Origin of the sequence: Halopseudomonas sp., from assembly GCF_036960865.1 — a bacterium.
Classification (GTDB): domain Bacteria; phylum Pseudomonadota; class Gammaproteobacteria; order Pseudomonadales; family Pseudomonadaceae; genus Halopseudomonas.
On sequence record NZ_JBALWE010000007.1, the window covers coordinates 240,907 to 264,345 of the forward strand.

General features: G+C 58.0%; 19 protein-coding genes. 2 read left to right on the forward strand and 17 right to left on the reverse strand.

The window, feature by feature from the left end:
- Window positions 1–28: 28 nt before the first annotated feature.
- The 17 genes from V7747_RS12075 to leuC all read right to left on the reverse strand — a co-directional run bounded on the left by V7747_RS12075 (window position 29) and on the right by leuC (window position 18,920).
- Window positions 29–328, reverse strand: a complete 300-nt coding sequence (locus V7747_RS12075) for a ComEA family DNA-binding protein (RefSeq protein ID WP_335616272.1) — start codon at window positions 326–328, stop codon at window positions 29–31.
- Between the two features lie 166 nt (window positions 329–494).
- Window positions 495–1,709 carry an O-succinylhomoserine sulfhydrylase gene (locus V7747_RS12080; RefSeq protein WP_335616273.1) on the reverse strand — a complete coding sequence of 405 codons (1,215 nt, stop codon included), beginning with the start codon at window positions 1,707–1,709 and terminating at the stop codon, window positions 495–497.
- A 49-nt stretch (window positions 1,710–1,758) separates the two neighbouring features.
- Complete coding sequence (purF, locus tag V7747_RS12085) at window positions 1,759–3,264, reverse strand: amidophosphoribosyltransferase (protein ID WP_335616274.1); 1,506 nt, start codon at window positions 3,262–3,264, stop codon at window positions 1,759–1,761.
- Between the two features lie 54 nt (window positions 3,265–3,318).
- Window positions 3,319–3,801, reverse strand: a complete 483-nt coding sequence (locus V7747_RS12090) for a CvpA family protein (RefSeq protein ID WP_335616275.1) — start codon at window positions 3,799–3,801, stop codon at window positions 3,319–3,321.
- Between the two features lie 129 nt (window positions 3,802–3,930).
- A complete protein-coding gene (locus V7747_RS12095) occupies window positions 3,931–4,527 on the reverse strand; it encodes an SPOR domain-containing protein (RefSeq protein WP_335616276.1) in 597 nt (198 codons plus the stop codon).
- The gene (folC, locus tag V7747_RS12100) at window positions 4,520–5,809 is read right to left on the reverse strand and encodes a bifunctional tetrahydrofolate synthase/dihydrofolate synthase (RefSeq protein WP_335616277.1); all 1,290 of its coding nucleotides are present in this window, start codon (window positions 5,807–5,809) and stop codon (window positions 4,520–4,522) included. The genes V7747_RS12095 and folC overlap by 8 nt, the downstream gene beginning before the upstream one ends.
- Window positions 5,809–6,705, reverse strand: coding sequence for an acetyl-CoA carboxylase, carboxyltransferase subunit beta (gene accD / locus V7747_RS12105; RefSeq protein WP_335616278.1), 897 nt, complete (start codon window positions 6,703–6,705; stop codon window positions 5,809–5,811). Before accD ends, folC begins: the two co-directional genes overlap by 1 nt.
- A 61-nt stretch (window positions 6,706–6,766) precedes the next feature.
- Window positions 6,767–7,570 carry a tryptophan synthase subunit alpha gene (gene trpA / locus V7747_RS12110; protein WP_335616279.1) on the reverse strand — a complete coding sequence of 268 codons (804 nt, stop codon included), beginning with the start codon at window positions 7,568–7,570 and terminating at the stop codon, window positions 6,767–6,769.
- Window positions 7,571–7,581: 11 nt separating this feature from the next.
- Window positions 7,582–8,799, reverse strand: coding sequence for a tryptophan synthase subunit beta (trpB, locus tag V7747_RS12115; protein WP_335616280.1), 1,218 nt, complete (start codon window positions 8,797–8,799; stop codon window positions 7,582–7,584).
- Window positions 8,786–9,406, reverse strand: a complete 621-nt coding sequence (locus V7747_RS12120; protein WP_335616281.1) for a phosphoribosylanthranilate isomerase — start codon at window positions 9,404–9,406, stop codon at window positions 8,786–8,788. The genes trpB and V7747_RS12120 overlap by 14 nt, the downstream gene beginning before the upstream one ends.
- Window positions 9,407–9,467: 61 nt before the next feature.
- Window positions 9,468–10,328, reverse strand: coding sequence for a tRNA pseudouridine(38-40) synthase TruA (gene truA / locus V7747_RS12125; RefSeq protein ID WP_335616282.1), 861 nt, complete (start codon window positions 10,326–10,328; stop codon window positions 9,468–9,470).
- Window positions 10,328–13,216: a FimV/HubP family polar landmark protein gene (locus tag V7747_RS12130; protein ID WP_335616283.1), complete on the reverse strand. Its 2,889-nt coding sequence runs from the start codon at window positions 13,214–13,216 to the stop codon at window positions 10,328–10,330. Before V7747_RS12130 ends, truA begins: the two co-directional genes overlap by 1 nt.
- Window positions 13,217–13,393: 177 nt before the next feature.
- Entirely contained in the window at window positions 13,394–14,404 is a 1,011-nt protein-coding gene (locus tag V7747_RS12135; RefSeq protein WP_335616284.1) for an aspartate-semialdehyde dehydrogenase, read from the reverse strand.
- 101 nt (window positions 14,405–14,505) lie between these two features.
- Window positions 14,506–15,618: an aspartate-semialdehyde dehydrogenase gene (asd, locus tag V7747_RS12140; RefSeq protein WP_335616285.1), complete on the reverse strand. Its 1,113-nt coding sequence runs from the start codon at window positions 15,616–15,618 to the stop codon at window positions 14,506–14,508.
- Window positions 15,619–15,698: 80 nt separating this feature from the next.
- Complete coding sequence (leuB, locus tag V7747_RS12145) at window positions 15,699–16,781, reverse strand: 3-isopropylmalate dehydrogenase (RefSeq protein ID WP_335616286.1); 1,083 nt, start codon at window positions 16,779–16,781, stop codon at window positions 15,699–15,701.
- Window positions 16,782–16,836: 55 nt separating this feature from the next.
- Window positions 16,837–17,484, reverse strand: a complete 648-nt coding sequence (leuD, locus tag V7747_RS12150; protein WP_335616287.1) for a 3-isopropylmalate dehydratase small subunit — start codon at window positions 17,482–17,484, stop codon at window positions 16,837–16,839.
- Window positions 17,481–18,920, reverse strand: coding sequence for a 3-isopropylmalate dehydratase large subunit (leuC, locus tag V7747_RS12155; RefSeq protein ID WP_335616288.1), 1,440 nt, complete (start codon window positions 18,918–18,920; stop codon window positions 17,481–17,483). The genes leuD and leuC overlap by 4 nt, the downstream gene beginning before the upstream one ends.
- Window positions 18,921–19,073: 153 nt before the next feature.
- Here leuC and V7747_RS12160 point away from each other — a divergent pair, with 153 nt between their 5' ends.
- Together V7747_RS12160 and V7747_RS12165 are read left to right on the forward strand one after the other, a co-directional pair.
- Window positions 19,074–20,009 (forward strand): LysR family transcriptional regulator, encoded by a 936-nt coding sequence (locus V7747_RS12160; RefSeq protein ID WP_335616289.1) that lies wholly within the window; start codon window positions 19,074–19,076, stop codon window positions 20,007–20,009.
- A 171-nt stretch (window positions 20,010–20,180) separates the two neighbouring features.
- Entirely contained in the window at window positions 20,181–23,417 is a 3,237-nt protein-coding gene (locus V7747_RS12165) for a bifunctional diguanylate cyclase/phosphodiesterase (RefSeq protein WP_335616290.1), read from the forward strand.
- Window positions 23,418–23,439: the final 22 nt, after the last annotated feature.

The following is a 23,439-nucleotide window of genomic DNA, read 5'->3' on the forward strand; positions in this document are numbered from 1 at the left end:
GCCTATATTCAGGCCGCCTCAGTAGAGGTTATTGCAGTTTGATGCGATCGCTGTTGTTGGCCAGCGTGCTCGGCCCGATACCTTTCACCGCAGTAATCGCATCGACCGAGGTAAAAGCACCGTTCTGCTCGCGATAATCTACAATTGCCTGCGCCTTGGCCTGACCAACACCTTGCAGCACTTCGGCAATTTCATCCGCGCTGGCGCTATTGATGTTGACGCTGACAGTCGCCTGAGCGGCAGCGGGTGCGGCGGCGTCATCTGCCAGCACCGGAACAGCCAGCCAGCACGTCATTAACAGACAGACTGCAGTAACAAGTTTACGCATAGGACTCTCCTTATCTTATTTTAGGGTTCGCCGCACTGAAGGAACCTACTTCAGCAGCCCTTGACCGCCATCCCCGCGGCCTGAGAACACTAAAACAAAGGCCGGCGGGGTAATAACCCGGCCGGCCTTGAATGTGACACCAATAGCGTTTTGCTGCGCAATTAACTCAGCTTTGTGCGTCCAGCCCGCGTTGCAGATCGGCTTGTAGGTCCGCTACCTCTTCCAGCCCAATCGCCAAACGTATTAGACCATCCCGAATTCCAGCGGCAGCGCGCGCCTCCGGCGTCAGGCGGCCATGGGTGGTCGTCGCTGGGTGAGTGATGGTCGATTTGCTGTCGCCCAGATTGGCAGTAATCGAAAGCAGTCGCGTGGCATCAATAAAACGCCAAGCCGCTTCCCGGCCACCTTTCAGCTCAAAGCTGACCACGGCACCGAACGCCGATTGCTGCGCTTTGGCCAATTCATGCTGCGGGTGGCTGGGCAGTCCGGCGTAGTAGACATGCTCAACCTGAGGTTGCTGTACCAACCACTCTGCCAACGTCTGCGCAGCTTCACAGTGTGCACGCATGCGCAGTCGCAAGGTCTCCAGCCCCTTGAGAAATACCCAGGCGTTAAAGGGGCTGAGTGTTGGTCCGGCCGTGCGCAGAAAACCCACCAGTTCTTGCATGTGCTCTTTGCGTCCAGCGACTACGCCACCCAAGCAGCGCCCTTGACCATCGATGTATTTGGTCGCGGAGTGCACCACGATATCGGCGCCCAACGTCAGCGGCTTCTGCAATGCAGGCGTGCAGAAGCAGTTATCCACGACCAGCAGTGCGCCCTGCTCCCGCGCTACGGCGCTAAGCGCACGAATATCTGCCAACTCGGCAAGCGGATTGGATGGCGACTCCAGGAACATCATCCGGGTGTTGGGCTTGCAGGCCGCCTGCCAGGCGGCGATATCCGACAAGGGCACATAATCGACCTCGACGCCAAAACGCTTGAGGTACTTCTCGCACAGGGTCACGGTCGAGCCAAAAACGCTGCGAGATACCAAAATATGGTCCCCGGCCGAGCACAGGCTCATCACTGTTGCCAAGATGGCTGCCATACCGGACGCCGTGGCCACGGCTTGCTCAGCCTGCTCCATCAGCGCGATGCGCTCTTCGAAGTTACGCACTGTCGGATTCATGTAACGTGAATACACGTTGCCACCAGACTCGCCAGCAAAGCAGGCGGCTGCTTCAGCGGCGCTACGGAACACGTAACTTGAAGTCAAAAACAGCGCTTCACCATGCTCTGCCTCGGGGCTGCGGCGCTGGCCAGCACGTACCGCCAGGGTGTCGAAACCGGCACCATCCAGATCACTGTCAAGCCGTCCGGCGTCCCAATCCTGTGTCATCCTGAGAACCTCTTGAGCCCACCGCGATTAGGCGGTGCGGCCTCTACTGTCAATTGTTGTGCAGATCAATGATGGCGTTGCCGGTGTCCGCGATCGCCTTGGCCGAATCGTTGCGCGCCTGCTCGATTTTGCCAAGATAAGCCTCGCTGACATCGCCTGTTACGTACTCGCCATTGAACACCGAGCAGTCGTATCGCTTGATATCTGGATTACCTTCGGATACTGCATCAATCAGGTCTTCGAGATCCTGATAGATCAGCCAATCGGCGCCGATCAGTTCGGCGACTTCCTCGGTTGTACGCCCGTGGGCAATCAGCTCATGCGCCGTGGGCATATCAATACCGTAGACGTTCGGGTAGCGTACTGCCGGAGCCGCAGAGCAGAAGTAGACCTTGGCAGCACCGGCCTCACGGGCCATCTGGATGATCTGCTTGCAGGTAGTACCCCGCACAATGGAATCATCTACCAGCAGCACATTCTTGCCACGGAACTCAAGGTCAATGGCATTCAGCTTCTGGCGTACCGACTTCTTGCGTGCGGCCTGCCCCGGCATGATGAACGTACGGCCGATGTAACGATTCTTGACGAAGCCCTCACGGAACTTCACGCCCAGATGGTTCGCCAGCTCTACTGCCGAGGTACGGCTGGTATCGGGAATCGGGATAACTACATCTATGCCGTGATCAGGGCGCTCACGCTCGATCTTCTCCGCCAGCTTTTCGCCCATGCGCAAGCGGGCCTTGTAGACCAGCACCTTGTCGATCATCGAATCGGGACGCGCCAGGTACACGTGCTCGAAAATACACGGCGAGTATTCCTGGTGGCTGGAGCACTGACGGGTGAAAAGTTCACCCTTGTCGGTGATATACACTGCTTCGCCGGGTTCAAGATCACGAATCAGATCGAAACCCAACACATCGAGCGATACGCTTTCGGAGGCAATCATGTACTCGACGCCGTTCTCCGTCTCGCGCTTGCCGAACACAATGGGACGAATCGCATTGGGATCACGGAAACCGACGATGCCATAGCCGGTAATCATCGCTACCGCAGCATAACCACCACGGCAACGCTCGTGCACGGCACGAACGGCATTGAAAATATCTTCTTCGCTGGGCTGCAGCTTGCCGCCACGGGCCAGCTCGTGGGCAAAAACGTTTAACAGCACTTCCGAGTCGGACGTAGTGTTTACATGGCGCAAATCGGACTCATAAATCTCGCGCGACAGCTGCTCGACATTGGTCAGGTTGCCGTTATGTGCCAGCGTGATGCCATAGGGCGAGTTGACATAAAACGGTTGCGCTTCGGCGGAGCTGGAAGAACCTGCCGTGGGATAACGCACATGGCCAATTCCCATATTGCCGACCAGACGTTGCATATGACGTTGATGAAAGACGTCACGTACCAGACCGTTGTCCTTGCGCAGAAACAGGCGGCCCCGATCACAGGTCACAATGCCGGCGGCGTCCTGGCCGCGATGCTGCAGGACGGTCAAGGCATCATAGAGCGCCTGATTGACGTTCGACTTGCCCACTATGCCAACAATGCCACACATGCCTAAACACCTTTTAGTAGAGTATGTGAAAAACCATTCGGCGCCGCGGCCGAATCAGCGACCAGCCAATTGCAGAATAAAGTTCTTGGACCAGTCAGCTACCAGTAAGAAGTGAGGGATCAGCGCCGATTCGCGCCACCAGGTATCGGCATCCACCGGAGCGAGACTAAGCAGCCCCACCATCACCACGACGAGCAAACCGCCCCGCGCAGCGCCGAACACCATGCCCAGAAAGCGGTCTGTGCCGCTCAAGCCTGTTGCTTTAACGAGTTGGCCAATCAGATAGTTGATCAACCCACCCAGCAACAGCGTCAGTATGAAAAGAATAGAACAGGCTGCGATAACCCGCAGTGAGGGCGTTTCAATGTAGGGCGTCAGCAACTCGGCCAGCGCGCCGCCGAACAACCAAGCCACCAGCCCCGCCAGAATCCAGGTTACCAGCGATAGCGCTTCTTTGACGAAGCCTCTGGTCAGGCTAATCAGGGCCGATACAGCAATGATGGCGATGATAGCCCAGTCAACCCAGGTAAATGGCACGGTCACGACACCCTGTTACGCAAAGAGCGGTATTCTAGCAGAGCAGCCAAGGGCATCGAAACAGCAAACTTGCGCCCCGCAGATTTAGTCAATCAGCCAATACGAAGCTACAACCAAACAGGGCCTGCATCAGCCGCGGCCACTGTCCGCATCGTATGCGACAACCAGCCCTTTACTGCCGCGCTTGCTGGCCAGTTCATCCCGCAGACGATTGGCCGCATCCCGGCTGGCCAGCGGGCCAACGTAAACCCGGGTGATTGGCTTGCCCTGTACTGAAACAGAATGGGTATAGGCGTTATAGCCCTGTTTGCGCAGCGTCTCACTCAAACCCTCGGCGTTGCTGCTACTGGAGAAGCTGCCCAGTTGAATCACCCAATCACCATTAACCGCAGCGGTCGGCGGAACGTCAGGCACTGGTTCTTCTGCTGCCGGAATTGCCTCAGCCGCGGGTTCAGGTTCCGCTGGCGGCTGCACCGGCACACCCTGTGTCGATGCCTGCTCAGTCGATGTATCCGGGGTGGGAATCACCGGCACCTGGGGCGGTTGAGGCAAGGCAACGGGTTCAGCAGGCGCGATGGGCTGCTGATCAAGCACCGGCTGCTCCGGCACATCGACGACCACCTCGACCGTCTCATCCTGCCCGGACAACAGCATCGGCAAAAACACCACGGCGGCAACGATCAAGACCAAGGCGCCAATGATGCGCTGTTTCAGACCTTCATCCATCAATCAGTTCTCCGGACGTTTCAGACAACCAGAGTATGGCGGCAGCGACGCAGAAAAACGACCCGAAAATGACAATTTCAGTATCCATTTCGCTCTCATCAAGTGCGCACTGCAACGCCTTGGCGATGCTACCGCAGGCCTGTACCTGCTCCCCCTGCTCACTCAGATACGCCGCCAGCTCGGCTGCGGGCCGGCTACGCGGACTATCGAGCGGCGCTGTATACCATTGACTGAAGAGCCCTTTTAACGGCGCGTGGACACCGGCAAGGTCCTTGTCCGCAAGCAAGCCGAACACCGCGACGCGTTCGCATTTTTCCATAGCTAACGCACTGGCCATGAAAGTCGCCGCATGGGGGTTGTGGCCGACATCCAAGCAAACTTGCCGCAACCGTCCTCGCCAGTTGATCTGTCGCACTTCCAAGCGGCCCGGCGCCGTGGCGGCGGCCAATGCCTCTCTGACTTTTGCCTGCGAGAGAGAAAATCCTGCCCGCAAGAATGCCTGCAAGGCCACACCAAGATTGTCACGCGGCAAGGTAACCGGCGGTAGATGGGGATAGTCGTGCTGACTTCCGTCCACCTTGGCAAAGAGGCTCCAAGCGTCTCCATCTTCGGACTGCCAACCGAAATCAACGCCGCGCAGCAGCAACTCGCAGCCTAGCTCTGCCACTTTTTTCTGGAAGCTGTTCGGCAAGTGCTGTTCACCGCTCACCACCGGCCGCCCATTACGCAAAATGCCCGCTTTCTCAAAACCCACCGACTCCAGGGTGTCGCCCAGATATTCCTGGTGATCCAAGCCAATGCTAGTAACGATGGCCACGTTGGCGTCGACCACATTGACGGCATCCAGCCGACCACCTAAACCTACTTCCAGGACCACAGCATCCAGCCTAGCAGCCTTGAACAGCCATAACGCAGCCAGGGTGCCAAACTCAAAATACGTGAGCGAGGTGTCAGCGCGCGCCTGATCAACAGCCGTAAAGGCTTCGCACAGCGCCCCATCGCTGACCATCTGGCCATTGATGCGAACGCGCTCGTTGTAGCGCAACAGGTGTGGGGAGGTGTAGCAGCCGGTTTGCTGACCGGCCGTGCGCAGCAAAGAATCCAGCGCCGCACAGGTGGAACCCTTGCCGTTGGTTCCGGTTACTGTAAAGACCAGCGGTGCGGGCTGCAGCAGCTCGAGCCGCTCAGCGACCTGGCGCACACGCGCCAGGCCCATATCAATTTCACTCGGGTGCAGCCCTTCCAGCCGGGTCAGCCACTCGGCAAGACTGCGTTGTGACATCAGACCTCACTCGGCTCGGGACTGTCTTCGCTCACCGGTGCCGGCGAATTGGTGAAGATAGACAGCATACTGGCCAGCCGATCACGCATTTCGCCACGCGCAACGATCATATCCAGCGCGCCGTGGGCCAGCAGGAACTCGCTGCGCTGGAAGCCGGCAGGCAGCTTTTCACGCACCGTCTGCTCGATAACCCGCGGACCGGCGAAACCGATCAGGGCATTGGGCTCGGCCACGTTGAGGTCACCCAGCATCGCCAGACTGGCGGAGACGCCACCATAAACTGGGTCGGTCATCACCGAAATGAACGGGATGCCCTCTTCCTTCAGGCGCGCCAATGCGGCACTGGTCTTGGCCATTTGCATGAGCGAGAACAGGGCTTCCTGCATACGCGCGCCGCCGGACGCGGAGAAGCAGACGTACGGGATGCGCTCACGCAGCGCCACTTCGGCACCCCGCACAAAGCGCGCACCAACCACGCTGCCCATGGAACCACCCATGAAGTTGAACTCGAAGGCGCTGGCGACAATGGGCGAGCCCTTGAGCTTGCCCTGCATGACAACCAGTGCATCCTTCTCGCCGGTTTCCTTCTGCGCCGCAGTCAGGCGGTCCTTGTACTTCTTGCTGTCACGGAACTTCAGCCGATCAACCGGCTCCAGCTCGGCGCCAATCTCGCTGCGATCGCCTTCGTCCAGAAAGATATCCAGCCGTCGACGAGCATTGATGCGCAAATGGTGGCTGCACTTGGGGCAGACATCCAGGTTCTTTTCCAGCTCAGGACGGTACAGGACCGCCTCGCATGATGGGCACTTGCGCCACAGCCCTTCGGGCACGCTGCTCTTTTGTGCTTCAGAGCGCACGATGGAAGGAATCAGTTTGTCCACCAGCCAATTGCTCATCGCCATTCCTTATTTCGTTTATCGGGCCAGCCTGCTTTAATAGTCCGGCTGACTACATCTTTTATTGGTCCATTGCACTGCGCATGCTACTGATAATGGCAGCGATACCCTTGCGGGCCTGCTCAGGCTGATCCGCATGATCGGCGATCTGGTTCACCAGAACCGAGCCTACCACCACACCATCAGCGACTTTGGCCACCGCCGCCGCCGACGCGCCATCGCGGATACCGAAACCCACACCGATCGGCAGATCAGTCACCGTGCGCAGCATATCCAACCTGTTTGCTACTTCGGTGACGTTCAAAGCACTGGACCCGGTCACACCTTTCAATGAAACATAATAGACATAACCGCTGGCCTGCTCACAAATCAGCCGCGCGCGCTCTTTGGTTGTCGTCGGCGACAGCAGGAAAATACTGTCCAGCCCTTGGGCCTTGAACACCGGCAAAACGTCCTGAGCTTCCTCTGGCGGCAGGTCTACGGTGAGAATGCCGTCCACCCCGGATTTGGCCGCCGCCTCAGCAAAGGCGGCATATCCCATGCGCTCGATCGGATTCAAATACCCCATCAGCACCACTGGAGTCTTGTCGTCATCCTCGCGGAAGCGCCGCACCATGTCCAGCACCTGCTCCAGGCTGACATGGTGTGCAAGGGCGCGCTCCATCGCCAACTGAATGACTGGGCCGTCGGCCATCGGATCGGAAAACGGTATGCCCAGCTCAATAATGTCGGCGCCCGCTGCCACCAGGTCGTGCATCAACGGTAGCGTCACCTCTGGCGCAGGGTCACCGGCGGTAATGTAAGGAATCAGTGCCTTGCGGCCGGCAGCCTCAAGGGCGGTAAAACAGTCTTTGATTCGACTCATGCTCGATCTCGTTAAATGCTGATGCCGTCGATACCGGCAACAGTATGAATATCCTTGTCACCACGACCTGACAGATTGACGACAATAATCTCATCAGGACGCATGCGAGCAGCCAGCTTCATTGCGTACGCGACAGCATGGCTGGACTCCAGCGCGGGCATAATGCCCTCCACGCGAGTCAGCTCGCGGAACGCGGCCAGCGCCTCGTCGTCGGTTGCATCAACGTAGTCAACTCGGCCTATATCCTTGAGCCAACTGTGCTCCGGGCCTACGCCAGGATAATCGAGGCCCGCCGAGACCGAATGGGTCTCAATGATCTGGCCAGCCGCGTCCGACATCAAATAAGTGCGGTTGCCGTGAAGCACGCCTGGCTGGCCCGCGCTCAACGGTGCCGCGTGCTCGCCAGTGGCGATGCCGTGACCACCCGCCTCTACGCCGTACATCTTGACGCTTTCGTCATTGAGGAAGGGGTGGAACAGGCCAATCGCATTTGAACCGCCACCTACACAGGCAACCAGAGCGTCAGGCAACTGGCCAGCCTGCGCCAAGCACTGCTCGCGCGCCTCGCGACCGATCACACACTGAAAGTCCCGCACCAGTTGAGGATAAGGGTGCGGTCCCGCCACAGTGCCGATGATGTAGAAGGTATCGTCGATATTGGTTACCCAATCGCGCATCGCCTCGTTCATCGCATCCTTGAGCGTTTTTGAACCGGATGTCACCGGAATGACCTCCGCGCCCAGCAATTTCATGCGATACACGTTCAGCGCCTGGCGCTTAACGTCTTCAGCACCCATGTAAACCTGACACTTGAGCCCCAGCCGCGCAGCAACCGTGGCAGTAGCAACGCCGTGTTGACCCGCGCCAGTTTCGGCAATCACGCGTGGTTTGCCCATATGCTTGGCCAACAGCGCCTGACCAATAGTGTTGTTCACTTTGTGCGCGCCGGTATGGTTAAGGTCTTCTCGCTTCAGGTAGATTTGCGCGCCTCCCAACTTGGCGGTGAGTCGCTCAGCCAGATACAGCGGCGAGGGACGACCCACATAATGCGCCAGATCCCGGTCGAACTCGGCCTGAAACTGCGGATCCTGGGACAATTCACGGTAAAGCTTCTCGAGGTCGTCGAGTGCATCCATCAGGGTTTCAGAGACAAACCTGCCACCGTAAGGGCCAAAGTGACCACGCGCATCGGGGACGGCGGAATAATCGGTTTTACTAGACTCGGACACGCTTCACCTCTTGAATAAAAGCGTTAATTTTTTCGGCATCCTTGATGCCCTTGGCGGCCTCTACGCCGCCGCTAACGTCAACTGCCCACGGCTTCACTTCAGCAACCGCCTGGGCCACGTTGGCCGGCGTTAAACCTCCTGCCAGCACCAGGCTCCAGCGCCGTTCGGCTGGCACCAGAGCCCAGTCAAAGGCCTCTCCGGTACCGCCGGGCACACCGGGCTTATAACTATCCAGAAGAATACCGCTTGCTCGGGGCCAAGCTGCCGCAACACTGCCCAAGTCCTGCCCCTCACGGACCCTGATCGCCTTCAGGTAAGGTCGTCCGAACTGGTCGCAGTAAGCGGCATCTTCATCGCCGTGAAATTGCAGTAGATCGAGAGGCACTTGTGTCAGGGCATCGCGCACATAGGCAGGATCGGCATCGACAAACAACCCGACTACTGTCACGAATGGCGGCAAGGCGGCTACGATTTCAGCAGCCTTGTCGAGACTAACTGCGCGTGGACTAGGCGCATAAAACACCAGCCCAATGGCGTCAGCACCAGCTAGCGCCGCTGCCAGGCCATCTTCGACCCGGGTGATGCCACAGATTTTAATGCGCACCATAGGTACTCAAGCACCTCAATTCGACAGGGGGAAACGATAGTAGCAGATAGCACCGCGAGCGTCAGTCAGCCACATCTGGCAGTGCAGAGAGAAAATGCGGCCCCAGATAGCGGTCCGGTAACACAAACTCTTCCGGATAGGTAACGTCAACCAGGTAAAGGCCGAATGCCGGCGCAGTCAGCCCTCCCTGGGCACGATCTCGCGCCACCAAAACCTGCTCCGCCCACTCGACCGGACGCTCACCTGCGCCAATCTGCATGAGCACACCGGCAATATTGCGCACCATGTGATGCAGGAATGCGTTCGCACGAATATCCAGGACAATGAAGCGACCGTATTCCAGTAGCTCAAGGTGGTGGATTGTCTTGATCGGTGACTTGGCCTGACAGCCCACAGCGCGATAAGAGGTAAAGTCGTGGGTCCCCAAGAGCGCATGCGCGGCGTGCCGCATCAGGCTGACATCCAGCGGACGGTAGTTCCAAGTCACTTCGTGAGCGAGGTGTGCGGGCCGAATCGGGTCATTGTAGATGACATAACGGTAGCGGCGGGCGACTGCCGAAAAGCGCGCATGAAAATCCATCCCCATCGGCTGTACCCAACTCAGCGAAATATCGGCGGGTAAATTGGCGTTGGCGCCGTGAATCCAGTTTCGGGGTGTACGCACCGCGTTACTATCAAAATGAATCACCTGACAAGAGGCATGCACACCTGCGTCCGTGCGGCCGGCGCAGAACACCTGCACTGGATGATTGGCCACCCGGCTGAGTGCCTTCTCAACGGCTTGCTGCACGCTGGCGACACCACTCTGCTGCCGCTGCCAACCACGGTAGGCACTACCGCGATACTCGACGCACGCTGCAACCCTTGAAACAGCAGCGGCCGCCTCAGGGGCGGCCGCTGCTTCATACTGATTACCATCCATCAGTCAGTCAAACGCTCCATCATCTCGCGCGCTTCCTGTTGCTGTTGCTCGCTCCCCTCATCGATCACTTCGTTGAGTATGTCACGAGCACCTTCGCTGTCACCCATATCGATATAGGCGCGGGCCAGGTCGAGCTTGGTCGCGCTCTCATCGGTACCTGAGAGGAAATCAAACTCGTCGTCTTCGTCCAGATCGCCAGCCACTGGCTCCTCCATCATATTCTCGAGCGGCATGGGGTCGTCGCCATCAGCAGGCTGCGCCTCATCTTCATCCAACTCCAGAGAATCGAGCGGCAACAACACATCAGCCTGCTGCGCTTTACCGGCCGCCTCATCCAGCTCCACTTCAAAGTCTGCGAGGTCGTCTTCAGACAGATTGAAGCTTTCCTCGGATTCCGGCTTGCCTGCTGCATGCTCTTCGACAGCATCAAAGTCGGCACTCAAGCCGTCAGACTGCAAGTCATCGGTGAGCGACAGATCAAAGTCATCATCCAGAGCGCTGACTTCAGCTTCAGCCGCTGGCGTTTCTTCCAGAGTTTCGAATTCGGTGAAGTCCAGCGAGTCATCCAGCTCTACCGCAGCATCCGACGCGGTAGCTTCTGGCTCAATCGCACCTTGCAGGTCTTGAGGCGCTACCGTGTCATCGAGATCAAAGTCGAGATCGAAGTCGATGCTTTCATCACTAGAGGCAGCCGGTTCAGTAGCAACTTCGGGAGCAGCGGCAGGAGCTGTGCTATCGCCCATCTCAAACTCGCTGAAATCGAAATCCATGTCCTCTTCTTCTACCACAGCCTCTGAGGCGTCTTCGACGGGCATCTCAAAGGAGATTTCCTCGTTTTCACTGCTCTCGTACGCCAGCCCTGCAGCAGCACCCGCTACGGCCGCAGCCATTAGGGGGAAGCGTGCGTCCATCGCATTCACTTGCCCGTCCACCGTACCCGCAGCACGCAGCGCTTCGTGCTGCGCACGATAGCCCTCGGCATTTTCCAGCAAACCTTCCACCTCAAGCAGCTTCAGACGCAGATCGGTACGTTCGGGCTCCTCTTCTACCGCTGCAAGCAGCACATCGCGCGCTTCCTGCGGCTTGCCGTAAGCCAATAGGCCATCGGCTTCGGTCAAAGGGTCAACCGCAATGCCGGCATCTTCATCCAGCTCTGCTGCCAGGGCCACGTTGAAATCGTCCGATTCATCAACCGCAGTATCACCATCATGAGCGTCAGCAGCGTTGGCGATAAAGTTATCAGCCATATCGGCTTCGCGGCGAGCATTGCGGCGCGATACCGCCATCAGCACCATCAGCAGCAACAGGATGGCAATAACCCCGCCGCCTATAAGCAGCATTTGGTTCTGCATCAAGCGCTGCAGCAAAGACTCGGCAGTGGCCGGCGCCTGTGCTTCGGGTGCCACGACTGCCGGCTCTTCAACCTCCGGCGTTACGTCGGCTGCAGGTGTCACTTCATCCTGGGTTACCGTCTCCTCGGCGGCGGGCTGATCCACTACCACCTCGGAATCGACCGGGTCGATGGCCTGCTCAGCGTCAACCTCAGCGACATCAGCATCGCTGACTCCTGCTAGTGGCTGCTCTCCCTCCGCAGGGGCGCCTTCAATCTGCTCGCCACCCTCAGTAGCGGCAGCGACAGCTGCTTCAGCTTGCTGCTGCTCAAGTGCTGCAATTTCGTCCAGGTCCGCTTGCGGCTCTGTGGTCAGCTGGCTGTTTTCACCACTGGCGCTGATTTCCTGTTGCAATGCTGCGAGCTGTGCATCTTTCAACTCAAGCAAGCGCTGCAATGTCTCCAGCTGGCCTTGCACATCGTCAAGACGTTCACCCATTTCGGCCTTCTCACGTTCGGCCGCATCCAACTGTTCCTTGGTGCGATCAAGCGAGTCACGCAACTGCGAGGCGTTATTTGCATTGGCCGCGCCGTCGCCGGCGCCCTCACTGACCTGCTCATCCACGCCAGAAACCAGACGCAGTGAATCTTCAGCATCGATCTGCTCGGGTGCATTGCCTGCACTTTCGCGCTGACGCGCGTCCAACTGAGGAGCACTCGGCGCGCTATCTGCAGCCGCTGCGGGCGCCGAACGACCTTCTTGCCAGGCGCGATTCTGTGCAGCAACTTCAGCTACTGCTTCGCTGCCAGTGCGCTTGGTTGCCTGCTCGCTGGTCGGCAGTTTGAGGGTTTGCCCGGATTTAAGCTGATTGATGTTGCCATTGATGAAGGCACCAGGATTAAGATCCTGAATCGCCAGCATGGTCTGATGAACATTCGCTCCTGAGGGGCGCGATTTCAGGGCGACCTCCCACAGAGTGTCAGAACGAGTGGTACGCCACTCCGTCGAACTCGCCTGCGAGGTTGCGGCAGGCGCCGCAGCATAAGGCCTACTGCCACGGGGCTGCGCCGGAGCAATGGTTGGCCGCGGCGGCGAAATCTGCGCAGACGAAGTGGTCGGGGCGGTTACCGGAGCGCTGCTGGTAACGGAAGTGGGCTGATATAGCGGCGGATCAAGCAATACGGTGAACTCACGTAGTACTTTGCCGGAGGGCCAGCGCACTTCCATCAGGAAGTTCAGATAGGGTTCGTTGACTGGGCGACTTGAGGTAACACGAATGACCGACTTGCCATTGGGCTTCACAACTGGGGTGAACTTCAGATCGGTGAGAAAGAAGGTACGTTCAATTCCGGCGCGACCAAAGTCATCCGGTGAGGCCAACATTGAGCGAATCTCTTCGCTGGTAAGATCTCGCACTTGAAGCAGATCAATTTCAGCATCCAGCGGCTGGTTTAAGGATGAGCGCAGGTTAATGTCGCCTACTCCCAATGCTTGAACCATTCCCGTGGACATCAAGGCACTTGCTGCGGCGACAGCTATAACCAGTTTGCGAACCATAGCGAAAATCCTTTGCTTTTATCGTTTTCTCACGCTTCAACAGACCCTGTTGTGCACTGACTGGCCTACTACGAACATCCCCCACCCAGTCTGAGACAACCAGCAACCGCTGAATCCAATCAGGGCTTGCATGGACAAACCTAAACCGCTTAATACAAAAACACCAGCAAGTATCGATTACAAATAGTCTTTTATCAACAACTCGGCAAGCTTAAGACTGTTAATTGCGACACCTTTACGGAGATTATCAGACACAATCCACAAATGAATAGTGTTCGGCTCCGCGGCATCGACCCGGATGCGCCCCACCCACACATGATCACTGCCGGTCGCATCGGTTATTGGTGTAGGAAATCCGCCGGCCACTGGTTTATCAAGCACTTTGATACCCTTCGCCCGGCGCAGAACATTGACAATACGTTTGGCATCGAGCGTTGTATCGAAGCTCACTTGCATCATTTGCGCGGTACCATAAAACAGCGGCACCAGTACGGCGTTGACCAGCACCGGCAAGGCAGGCAATCCTAGGCAGGCTTGCACGCCGTTGGTAAGAGCGCGCTCTTCAGCACTAGCTCCAGACTCATCCAGATCGGTAACACAGGGCAACAGGTTGAATGCGACCTGCTTATCCAGAACCCCCTTCTCTGCCGGCTGACCGTTGAGCAACTTGCCTGTCTGCATAGCCAACCCCTCAACCGCGGCTTTGCTGTGGGTCGACATGGACTGGTAGGTGGCGATACTTACACGTTGAAGCGCTCCCATCCCGTCCAGTGCTTTCAGTACTATTGAGGTTTGCACCACTTGTGCATCCGGCGCGCAGACAACCCCTTCCGCTTTAGCGCCTGCGAGCAACTCAGGGTTTACTTCGGCCACCACCGGTGCGCCACCCAGGGTACCCGTGGTATCTATAATTACCGCGCCCGCTGCGCGAATAGTCGGCGCCCACTGGTTTACAAAATCGGCTGTACCGGCCAGCACCACAACTGCGATCTGACTGAAATCAAAACGAGAAACAGGTTCGACACGCAGGCTCTGACCCTTGACCATTCGGCGCTCACCAGCGTCGTCGTCGGCATCCACCAGGTGCAAATCGGCAAACGTGAAGCTGTCATCTTCCAGCACACTGGCCAGCATGTCCCCCACCAGACCGTTCACACCTACAATTGCAACACCTGTTTTCTTACTCATGATTACCAACCCGTATTTGATTTCATTAAAGACAAAGGGCACCCCCAACCTAGTCAGGGATGCCCTATGTCAACGCCAGCAAACCTGCTGCCGGTAAAGCCTCAACCTTCCTGCAGGATACGCAGCATGCGACGCAGCGGTTCAGCGGCGCCCCACAGCAACTGATCGCCCACGGTGAACGCGGATAGGTACTGTGACCCCATATTGAGCTTGCGCAGGCGCCCAACAGGCACATTCAGAGTGCCGGTAACGGCAGTCGGGGTGAGCCCCGCCAATGTGGCCTCCTTGGTGTTCGGCACGACCTGCGACCAGGAATTATGCTCAGCCAGCAAGCCTTCGATATCCGCCAGCGGCACATCTTTGTTCAACTTGATGGTCAGTGCCTGACTGTGACAACGCATGGCACCGATACGTACGCAGATACCGTCAACCGGGATCGGGCGTGCGCTACGACCAATGATCTTGTTGGTCTCGGCCTGCGCCTTCCACTCTTCACGGCTCTGGCCATTGGGTAGTTGCTTGTCGATCCAGGGGATCAGGCTGCCTGCCAGCGGCACGCCGAAGTTATCCGCCGGGAAAGCATCGCTACGCAGGGTTTCAGCCACCTTGCGGTCAATGTCCAAGATAGCACTGGCCGGATCAGCCAATTGATCGGCAACCGAGCCGTGGATAGTACCCATCTGGCCAATCAGCTCACGCATATTCTGCGCACCGGCGCCACTGGCCGCCTGATAGGTCATGGCACTCATCCATTCAACCAGCCCCTGCTCGAACAGACCACCCAGGCCCATCAGCATCAAACTGACAGTACAGTTGCCGCCAACATAGGTTTTCACGCCATCACGCAGCGCCTGATCGATATTACGGCGGTTGACCGGGTCCAGTACGATGACGGCATCATCTTCCATCCGCAGCGTTGAGGCAGCGTCAATCCAGTAGCCATTCCAGCCTTCAGCGCGCAGCTTGGCGTAGACTTCCTTGGTGTAGTCGCCGCCCTGACAGGTAATGATTACATCCATCGGCTTGAGAGATTCAAGGTCGAAGGCATCTTTCAGCGCAGGAATATCCTTGCCGATGTCAGGCCCTTTACCACCTACGTTGGAGGTAGTGAAAAAGACCGGTTCAATATCGGCAAAATCGTTTTCATCGCGCATGCGCTGCATCAGCACGGAACCCACCATGCCACGCCAACCAACCAGACCAACTCGCTTCATAACAACACCCCCCATGGGGTAACAAATTCAAAGACAATAACGCCCGACCTGGGCCGGGCGTTTTCGAATAATCCAACAGATTACAGGTTTTTCAAGGCCTCGGCCACGGCGTCACCCATTTCCGCGGTACCTACCTTGCGACAACCCTCGGCGTAAATGTCGCCGGTACGCAGCCCCTGATCCAGCACCAGGCTAACCGCTTGCTCAATGGCGTCAGCGGCCTCTGTCTGAGCAAAACTGTACCGCAGCATCATCGAAACCGAGAGGATAGTGGCCAGCGGATTGGCGATACCCTTGCCGGCAATATCCGGAGCACTGCCGTGGCAAGGCTCGTACATACCCTTGCCGTTCACATCCAGCGACGCCGAAGGCAGCATGCCGATGGAACCAGTCAGCATCGAGGCCTGATCCGAGAGAATGTCGCCAAACATGTTGTCAGTGACAATCACATCGAACTGCTTGGGCGCGCGCACCAGCTGCATGGCACAGTTGTCGACGTACATGTGCGACAACTCGACCTCGGGATAATCCTTGGCGACCTCTTCAACGACTTCGCGCCACAACTGACTGGAGGCCAGCACATTAGCCTTGTCGACCGAGCACAGCTTCTTGTTGCGCACCATCGCCATATCGAAACCGACCTTGGCAATGCGGCGGATTTCGCTTTCACTGTAGGGCAAGGTGTCGTAGGCCTGACGCTCGCCATTGGCGAGCACGCGCTTCTCCCGCGGCTGGCCAAAGTAGATGCCGCCGGTGAGCTCACGCACGATCAGAATATCCAGGCCGGAAACCACTTCGGGCTTGAGGGTTGATGATTCAGCCAACTGCGGATACAGAATTGCCGGGCGCAGGTTGCCAAACAGCCCCAGCTCGGAGCGAATTTTCAGCAAGCCGCGCTCGGGGCGCAGCGCCGGATCAATGGTATCCCACTTGGGACCGCCGACTGCGCCCAGCAGCACGGCATCCGCCTGACGTGCGCGTTCCAAGGTCTCGTCGGCCAAGGGTACGCCGTACTTGTCGTAGGACGCGCCGCCCAGCTCGCCCGATGACAGCTCAAGATCAAGCTCGTACTTTTCGTTGGCCAGGTTCAGCACCTTGACCGCTTCGGCCATGATCTCGGGACCAATGCCGTCGCCCTGCAAAACCAGAATACGCTTACTCATTACTCATCCTTAGAAAAGATGCCAGTGCTCAGCCACCGCTGGCACAGGCAAATAGTTACTGGATTGCGCCGAACAGCCAAGGCTGACTCTGCTGATGTTTCTGCTCGAACGCCTTGATGGCGTCGCCGTCCTGCAGCGTCAGGCCAATATCATCCAGACCGTTGAGCAGACAATGCTTGCGGAAAGCGTCCACCTCAAAGGTATAGGCTTTGCCATCCGGGCGAGTGACGGTCTGCGCTTGCAGATCTACCGTCAGCTCGTAGCCTTCCTGAGCCTCTGCTTGCGCAAACAGTTCATCGATATCTTCTTCCGATAAAACAATGGGTAACAAGCCATTCTTAAAGCTGTTGTTGTAAAAAATATCGGCATAGCTGGGGGCCAGAATGGTCCGAAAACCGTACTCCTCAAGCGCCCATGGCGCGTGCTCACGGCTGGAACCACAGCCGAAATTCTTGCGCGCCAACAGTACGCTGGCACCCTGATAACGCGGTTGATTAAGTACGAAGTCGGTATTCAGGGGGCGGTTGGCACAGTCCTGCCCTGGCAGTCCTTCATCCAGATAGCGCCACTCATCAAACAGATTCTGCCCAAAGCCCGTCCGCTTGATCGATTTCAAGAACTGCTTCGGGATGATCTGATCGGTATCCACGTTGGCGCGGTCGAGCGGCGCGACCAGACCGGTGTGCTGAGTATAGGGTTTCATGCGCTCGCCTCCTGATTCAACATCTCGCGTACATCCACAAAGTGACCAGCAATTGCAGCCGCCGCGGCCATGGCCGGGCTGACCAGGTGAGTGCGGCCACCATTACCCTGACGCCCCTCAAAGTTGCGGTTCGAGGTCGAGGCGCAGTGCTCGCCGGACTGCAGCTTGTCCGGGTTCATGGCCAGGCACATGGAACAGCCCGGCTCACGCCATTCAAAACCCGCCGCCGTGAAGATTGCATCCAGCCCTTCTTTCTCGGCTTGTGCCTTGACCAACCCCGAGCCCGGTACCACCAGCGCCTGTTTGACACTGGCAGCCACCTTGCGCCCTTTGGCCACGGCCGCCGCGGCGCGCAGGTCTTCTATGCGCGAATTGGTGCAGGAACCGATGAATACCCGATCCAAATGGATATCGGTAATCGGCTGGTTGGCACTTAGGCCCATGTATTTCAGTGCGCGCACGATGGAATCACGCTTGACCGCGTCTGCTTCCGCCGCCGGGTCCGGCACTCGCTGATCGACCGCCAACACCATCTCTGGCGAGGTACCCCAGGAGACCTGCGGTTTAATCTCGGTAGCATCCAGTTCGATGACGCTGTCAAAGCGCGCATCGGCGTCAGACACCAGGTCGGCCCAAGCCTCCACGGCCTTGTCCCAATCGGAGCCCTTGGGAGCATATGGACGGCCTTTTACATACTCGACGGTTTTCGCGTCACAGGCGACCAATCCCACGCGCGCACCCGCTTCAATGGCCATATTGCAGATGGTCATGCGGCCTTCAATCGACAGGTCGCGAATGGCCGAACCGGCGAATTCAATGGCATGGCCGTTGCCGCCAGCGGTGCCGATCTTGCCGATGACCGCAAGCACAATGTCCTTGGCCGTGACGCCAAAGCCCAGCTCACCTTCAACGTTGACCAGCATGTTCTTCATCTTCTTGGCGACGAGGCATTGGGTAGCCAATACATGCTCGACCTCAGAGGTACCAATGCCGTGCGCCAACGCGCCGAAGGCGCCGTGGGTAGAAGTATGCGAGTCACCGCAGACCACGGTCATACCAGGCAAGGTAGCGCCCTGCTCCGGCCCGATCACATGCACGATACCCTGACGCAGATCGTTCATCTTGAACTCGAGAATACCGAAGGCGTCGCAGTTCTCGTCCAGGGTTTTGACCTGAATGCGCGACACCTCATCGGCGATCGCTTCCAGACCGCCGGCACGTTCAGCCTTGGTGGTCGGTACGTTGTGATCCGGGGTGGCGATATTGGCATCGATACGCCAAGGCTGCCGACCTGCAAGGCGCAAGCCCTCGAATGCCTGTGGCGAGGTCACTTCATGAAGAATGTGGCGATCGATGTAAATCAATGCCGAACCATCATCTCGTTGTTTGACGAGATGGCTGTCCCACAGCTTGTCGTAAAGCGTTTTCGCAGACATCCGGAACTCCTGAAATCAGACTGTGACCGCCATCGAATATGGCCGGAGGTATCCGGTCCGCAGCGGTTCTTTGACCCGGCAAAGGATAAATTTTGGCCAAAGATAAAACAAAGGAATATTATTTATTAAATAGATAACCAACAGGAATACAACATGGACACGGCCAACCTTTCCGCCTTTCTAGCCGTCGCCGAGACCGGTTCCTTCTCCCGCGCCGCAGAACAACTGCATCTTACCCAGCCGGCCATAAGCAAGCGTATCGCCATGCTGGAGCAGCAGCTAGACGCCAGGTTATTTGATCGCATCGGCCGCAAGGTAGCACTCACCGAGGCAGGACGAGCGCTCAAGCCGCGCGCCGAAGAGGTCTTGGGCTTGCTCAATGATACGCGCCGCGCGCTGAGCAATCTATCCGACAACGTGCAAGGCCGCCTGAGCATGGCAACCAGTCATCACATTGGCCTGCACCGCTTGCCGCCCGTATTGCGCGAGTTCACACGTGCCTACCCGCAAGTCGCGCTGGACATCGAGTTTCTTGACTCGGAAATAGCCTACGAAAAAGTGCTGCATGGCGAAATAGAGCTGGCCGTTATCACCTTGGCACCCGAGGTCGAGCCGCCAGTGGTGGCCGAGCTGATCTGGCACGACCCGCTGGATCTGGTGATCGCACCGGAACACCCGTTAGCCCAAGCAGATACCGTTGGTCTGGCGCAGTTGGCCGCCTATCCGGCCGTTTTTCCCGGGGCCAACACCTTTACCCACCGCATTGTCAGCGCGCTATTCGAGCAGCACCAGATAACCCCGCAGATCAGCATGAGCACCAATTACATGGAGACCATCAAGATGATGGTCTCCATCGGCTTGGCCTGGAGCGTGCTGCCGCGCAGCATGCTGGACGATCAGGTGCATGCCCTGCCAGTGCCGGGCATCAACCTGCAGCGCGATCTCGGCTGCATCTGGCATAGCGGCCGTACGCGCTCCAACGCCGCCCTAGCGCTTATCCGATTGTTGCAATTGGCGGGCGACATGGCCAAGGAAAACCCCAACACCCGCCTTGTTGAGCCGCTCGGCACAGACTATCTTGAAGATTGAAGGGGCGTACTGAGCGACCAATAAAAGCCGCCGAACTCATGCCGTATGAGCCGGCCAGTACGCACCCACGGGCCATGGCAGTAAAAGGCCGGGAACGCACGCGCAGGCCAGCCAGTACAGGTCGCGCTTGCAGCCTTGATCCAAAGGACCATCAGCGCCCGCGGAGACTCTATGCCAAGCACCACCGGTGCCTTTCCGAGCGATCTTCTGACCAATGCGGACAGCGCATTTGTCACACTCTTCCAGACCATGCCCGCCGCCGGCATGCTGGTGGACGCGCGCAACCAGCGTGTGCTGCAAATCAATGCAGCGCTTAGCCAGCAGTTTGGCTGGCAGGCGGACCGTATCGTTGGCCAGCCAGCAGGCCAATTCCCTTTGTGGTGCGGCAGCGAGCACTGGGACAACCTGCTGCGCCAATTGGACAAACGGACGAACCTGACTAATCAGCGGCGCGACATCTGCAGCCGCAATGGCAGCATCCAGAGCTGCCTCGTGAATATCTCCCCCATCCACCAAGGGTCAACGTGCCTGTTGATTACACTCCAGGTCGAGCGGCCCTCTGCGCCTGCCACGGTCGGCATTGATGAACGCCACCTCAAGGTCTTTAATGCCACGGGCGAGGCGTTGCTGCTGGTCGATGCCACCACGGGCACAGTACTGGAGGTCAACAGCCGGTTTGAGCGCCTCACCGGCTTGAGAAACACCCACTGCGTCAACCACCGACTCAGCGAGTTGCAGATCCTAGATACCAATACCGCCGCAAGGCTGATGGCCAAACTGAAGTTACGCGGACGTCTGGACGACGAGCACATCCAGGTAAGGCTAGGCCCCAACCATAACAGCTACGATATTCTGGTACAGGCTGAAAGTATAAGCCTGGCGGGACGCACCTGCCTGGTCGTCACTGCCCGTGACATCACCGCACAACGGCTCAGTGAAACCGCACTCAACGAAAGCCAAGAGCGCCTCAACCGTGCATTGGAAGCCAGCGAAATGGGTATCTGGGACTGGCATATCCATAGCGGCATACTGCATTGCTCAGCACGCAGCGCACAGCTCAACGGTCTGAACGCTACTGCACTGGAAGGCAGCATTAGCCATTTCACCCAGCATGTGCTGGCCGGCGATCGCCGCAGCCTGAGACGCGCTTTCATTTCAATCTGCCGCAGCCAAGGACAACACCACAAACTGACTTACCGCGTGAGCGACCCAAACGGCAAAGAGCGCTGGCTAGAGGCGACTGCCACACTGCACCGCGACGAGCACCACAAGCCCGTTCGATTGGTTGGCACCCTGCTCGACATCACCGAACGGCGCAAGAACGAGAAAGCCTTGATCGACAGCGAAGCCAAATTCGCCGCCCTATTCCAGGGCGCACCTGACCCCTATTGCCTGATCCACAGTCACAGCCACCGCATAATTGAAGTGAACCTCAGCTTTACCGCAATCTTTGGCCACTCACCGCAGGCGCTGGTAGGTCGCACGCCGGCAGCAGCAGGCGTATGGAGCGAGTCTGAAATGCACGCACCACTGGAGGAGGCGATCCACGGCAAACGAGTACTGAACGGCTTGATCGGGACCTTCGCAACTCAGCAAGGCAAACTGCTGATCTGCGAGGTGTCTACCGCCAGTTTGAGCATCAACCGCCAACCCTGTGTGCTGTTCAGCTTTCGCGACATCACCGCACGCAAACAGGCTGAAGCAGCTTTGCGCGCCTCCGAAGACAAGTTTGCCCGTGCATTCAAGGGCAGTCCCGATGCCATCAGCATCACGGAAAAGCACACCGGTAAGCACCTGGAGGTCAACGACGGCTTCACCCGCCTGACCGGATACACTGCGCAGCAGGTGATTGGCAAAACGGCAATGGAGCTGAACATCTGGGCCAATTATAGTGACCGACAGAAGCTGATTGACGAGCTGGATCGCCACGGTCGCGTCCATCATCAGGAGATGACCGTCAACACCTGCTTCGGCACCCAGATCACCGTGGCTGTCTCGATTCAACCGCTGAACATTGACGGCCTGGACTGCATTCTGCTGACCTCTCGGGACATCACCGAACAGAAAAAAATAGAGGCGCGCGTCAAGCATCTGGCCTACCACGATGCCCTCACCGACTTGCCCAACCGCCTGTTGCTGAGCGATCGTCTGAACCAGCTGAACGCCCTGAACCAGCGGCACAACCTGCGCGGCGCGCTACTGTTCTTCGACCTTGATCACTTCAAACACATTAACGACTCCCTTGGCCACTCGTGTGGCGACGCCGTACTGCGAGAGGTCACCGCACGCCTGCTCGCCCTGGTACGCAAAGAAGACACTGTTGCGCGTCTGGGCGGCGATGAATTCGTAGTACTGCTCAGTGGCCTAAAGTCACGCGCTGCGCAACTGGCGCAGGAAGTGGAGTGCACCGCCAGAAAACTGTTGGATGCGGTTTCTGCACCCATGCAGATTGAAGGTCACGCCCTGCAACTCAGCGCCAGTATCGGCATTGCCCTGTTGCCGGACCACGGCAAGACCCCGGACGACCTGCTTAAGCGCGCCGACATTGCGCTCTACCGGGTAAAAGAACGCGGCCGCAATGGCATCGCCTTTTTCGAGCAGTCAATGCAGGTCGCCGCCAGCGAGCGTCTGGCCATCGAATCGGAGTTACGCCGTGCGCTGCTGAAAAAGCAGTTTGTGCTGCATTACCAGCCCCAGATCAACCATCGCACCCAGGCCATCGAAGGCGCTGAAGCCTTGTTGCGCTGGGAACATCCGCACAAGGGCACCATCGGCCCAGGCGCCTTTATCGACGTTCTGGAGGAAAGTGGGCTGATACTGCCCGCGGGCAAATGGGTTCTATTGAGCGCCTGCAGCTTTCTTTCGCGCCTGCTGCAGGATGGAGTCATCGATCCTGCCAGTTTCAGTCTGAGCGTCAACATCAGCCCCCGGCAGTTCCGTCAGGCCAGCTTTGTCAGCGATGTGCTCCACGCCATCAACACCTATGGCATCCCACCGCAATGCATCAAGCTGGAGATCACCGAAGGCATTGTTATTCAGGACGTAGCCGACACCATCGACAAAATGAATGTGCTGCGCGAACGCGGTGTGCACTTTGCAATCGACGACTTCGGTACCGGTTATTCTTCGCTAAGCTACCTCAAGCAGTTGCCGGTCGATGTGCTCAAGATTGATCAATCCTTCGTCCGGGACTGCACCCGCAACCCCAACGACGCCGAGATCATTCGCGCCATCATCGCCATCGCCTCCAGCCTGCGTCTGGACTTTATCGCCGAAGGCGTCGAAACCAAGGAGCAGCTCGCCTTCCTGCACGAACTGGGTTGCGATCACTATCAGGGCTACCTGTTCAGCCCCCCGGTAGACGAGCAGGCCTTCCGCCTGCTGTTAAACTCCCGCCATTACGATTAACGGGGCCTAGCGCCGCGCGAAC

Excerpts from the sequence above, each read along its gene's own strand:
- V7747_RS12075 (WP_335616272.1), bottom strand. The coding sequence starts at position 328 with ATGCGTAAACTTGTTACTGCAGTCTGTCTGTTAATGACGTGCTGGCTG.
- V7747_RS12080 (WP_335616273.1), bottom strand. The coding sequence starts at position 1,709 with ATGACACAGGATTGGGACGCCGGACGGCTTGACAGTGATCTGGATGGT.
- purF (WP_335616274.1), bottom strand. The coding sequence starts at position 3,264 with ATGTGTGGCATTGTTGGCATAGTGGGCAAGTCGAACGTCAATCAGGCG.
- V7747_RS12095 (WP_335616276.1), bottom strand. The coding sequence starts at position 4,527 with ATGGATGAAGGTCTGAAACAGCGCATCATTGGCGCCTTGGTCTTGATC.
- folC (WP_335616277.1), bottom strand. The coding sequence starts at position 5,809 with ATGTCACAACGCAGTCTTGCCGAGTGGCTGACCCGGCTGGAAGGGCTG.
- accD (WP_335616278.1), bottom strand. The coding sequence starts at position 6,705 with ATGAGCAATTGGCTGGTGGACAAACTGATTCCTTCCATCGTGCGCTCT.
- trpA (WP_335616279.1), bottom strand. The coding sequence starts at position 7,570 with ATGAGTCGAATCAAAGACTGTTTTACCGCCCTTGAGGCTGCCGGCCGC.
- V7747_RS12120 (WP_335616281.1), bottom strand. The coding sequence starts at position 9,406 with ATGGTGCGCATTAAAATCTGTGGCATCACCCGGGTCGAAGATGGCCTG.
- truA (WP_335616282.1), bottom strand. The coding sequence starts at position 10,328 with ATGGATGGTAATCAGTATGAAGCAGCGGCCGCCCCTGAGGCGGCCGCT.
- V7747_RS12130 (WP_335616283.1), bottom strand. The coding sequence starts at position 13,216 with ATGGTTCGCAAACTGGTTATAGCTGTCGCCGCAGCAAGTGCCTTGATG.
- V7747_RS12135 (WP_335616284.1), bottom strand. The coding sequence starts at position 14,404 with ATGAGTAAGAAAACAGGTGTTGCAATTGTAGGTGTGAACGGTCTGGTG.
- asd (WP_335616285.1), bottom strand. The coding sequence starts at position 15,618 with ATGAAGCGAGTTGGTCTGGTTGGTTGGCGTGGCATGGTGGGTTCCGTG.
- leuB (WP_335616286.1), bottom strand. The coding sequence starts at position 16,781 with ATGAGTAAGCGTATTCTGGTTTTGCAGGGCGACGGCATTGGTCCCGAG.
- leuD (WP_335616287.1), bottom strand. The coding sequence starts at position 17,484 with ATGAAACCCTATACTCAGCACACCGGTCTGGTCGCGCCGCTCGACCGC.
- leuC (WP_335616288.1), bottom strand. The coding sequence starts at position 18,920 with ATGTCTGCGAAAACGCTTTACGACAAGCTGTGGGACAGCCATCTCGTC.
- V7747_RS12160 (WP_335616289.1), top strand. The coding sequence starts at position 19,074 with ATGGACACGGCCAACCTTTCCGCCTTTCTAGCCGTCGCCGAGACCGGT.
- V7747_RS12165 (WP_335616290.1), top strand. The coding sequence starts at position 20,181 with ATGCCAAGCACCACCGGTGCCTTTCCGAGCGATCTTCTGACCAATGCG.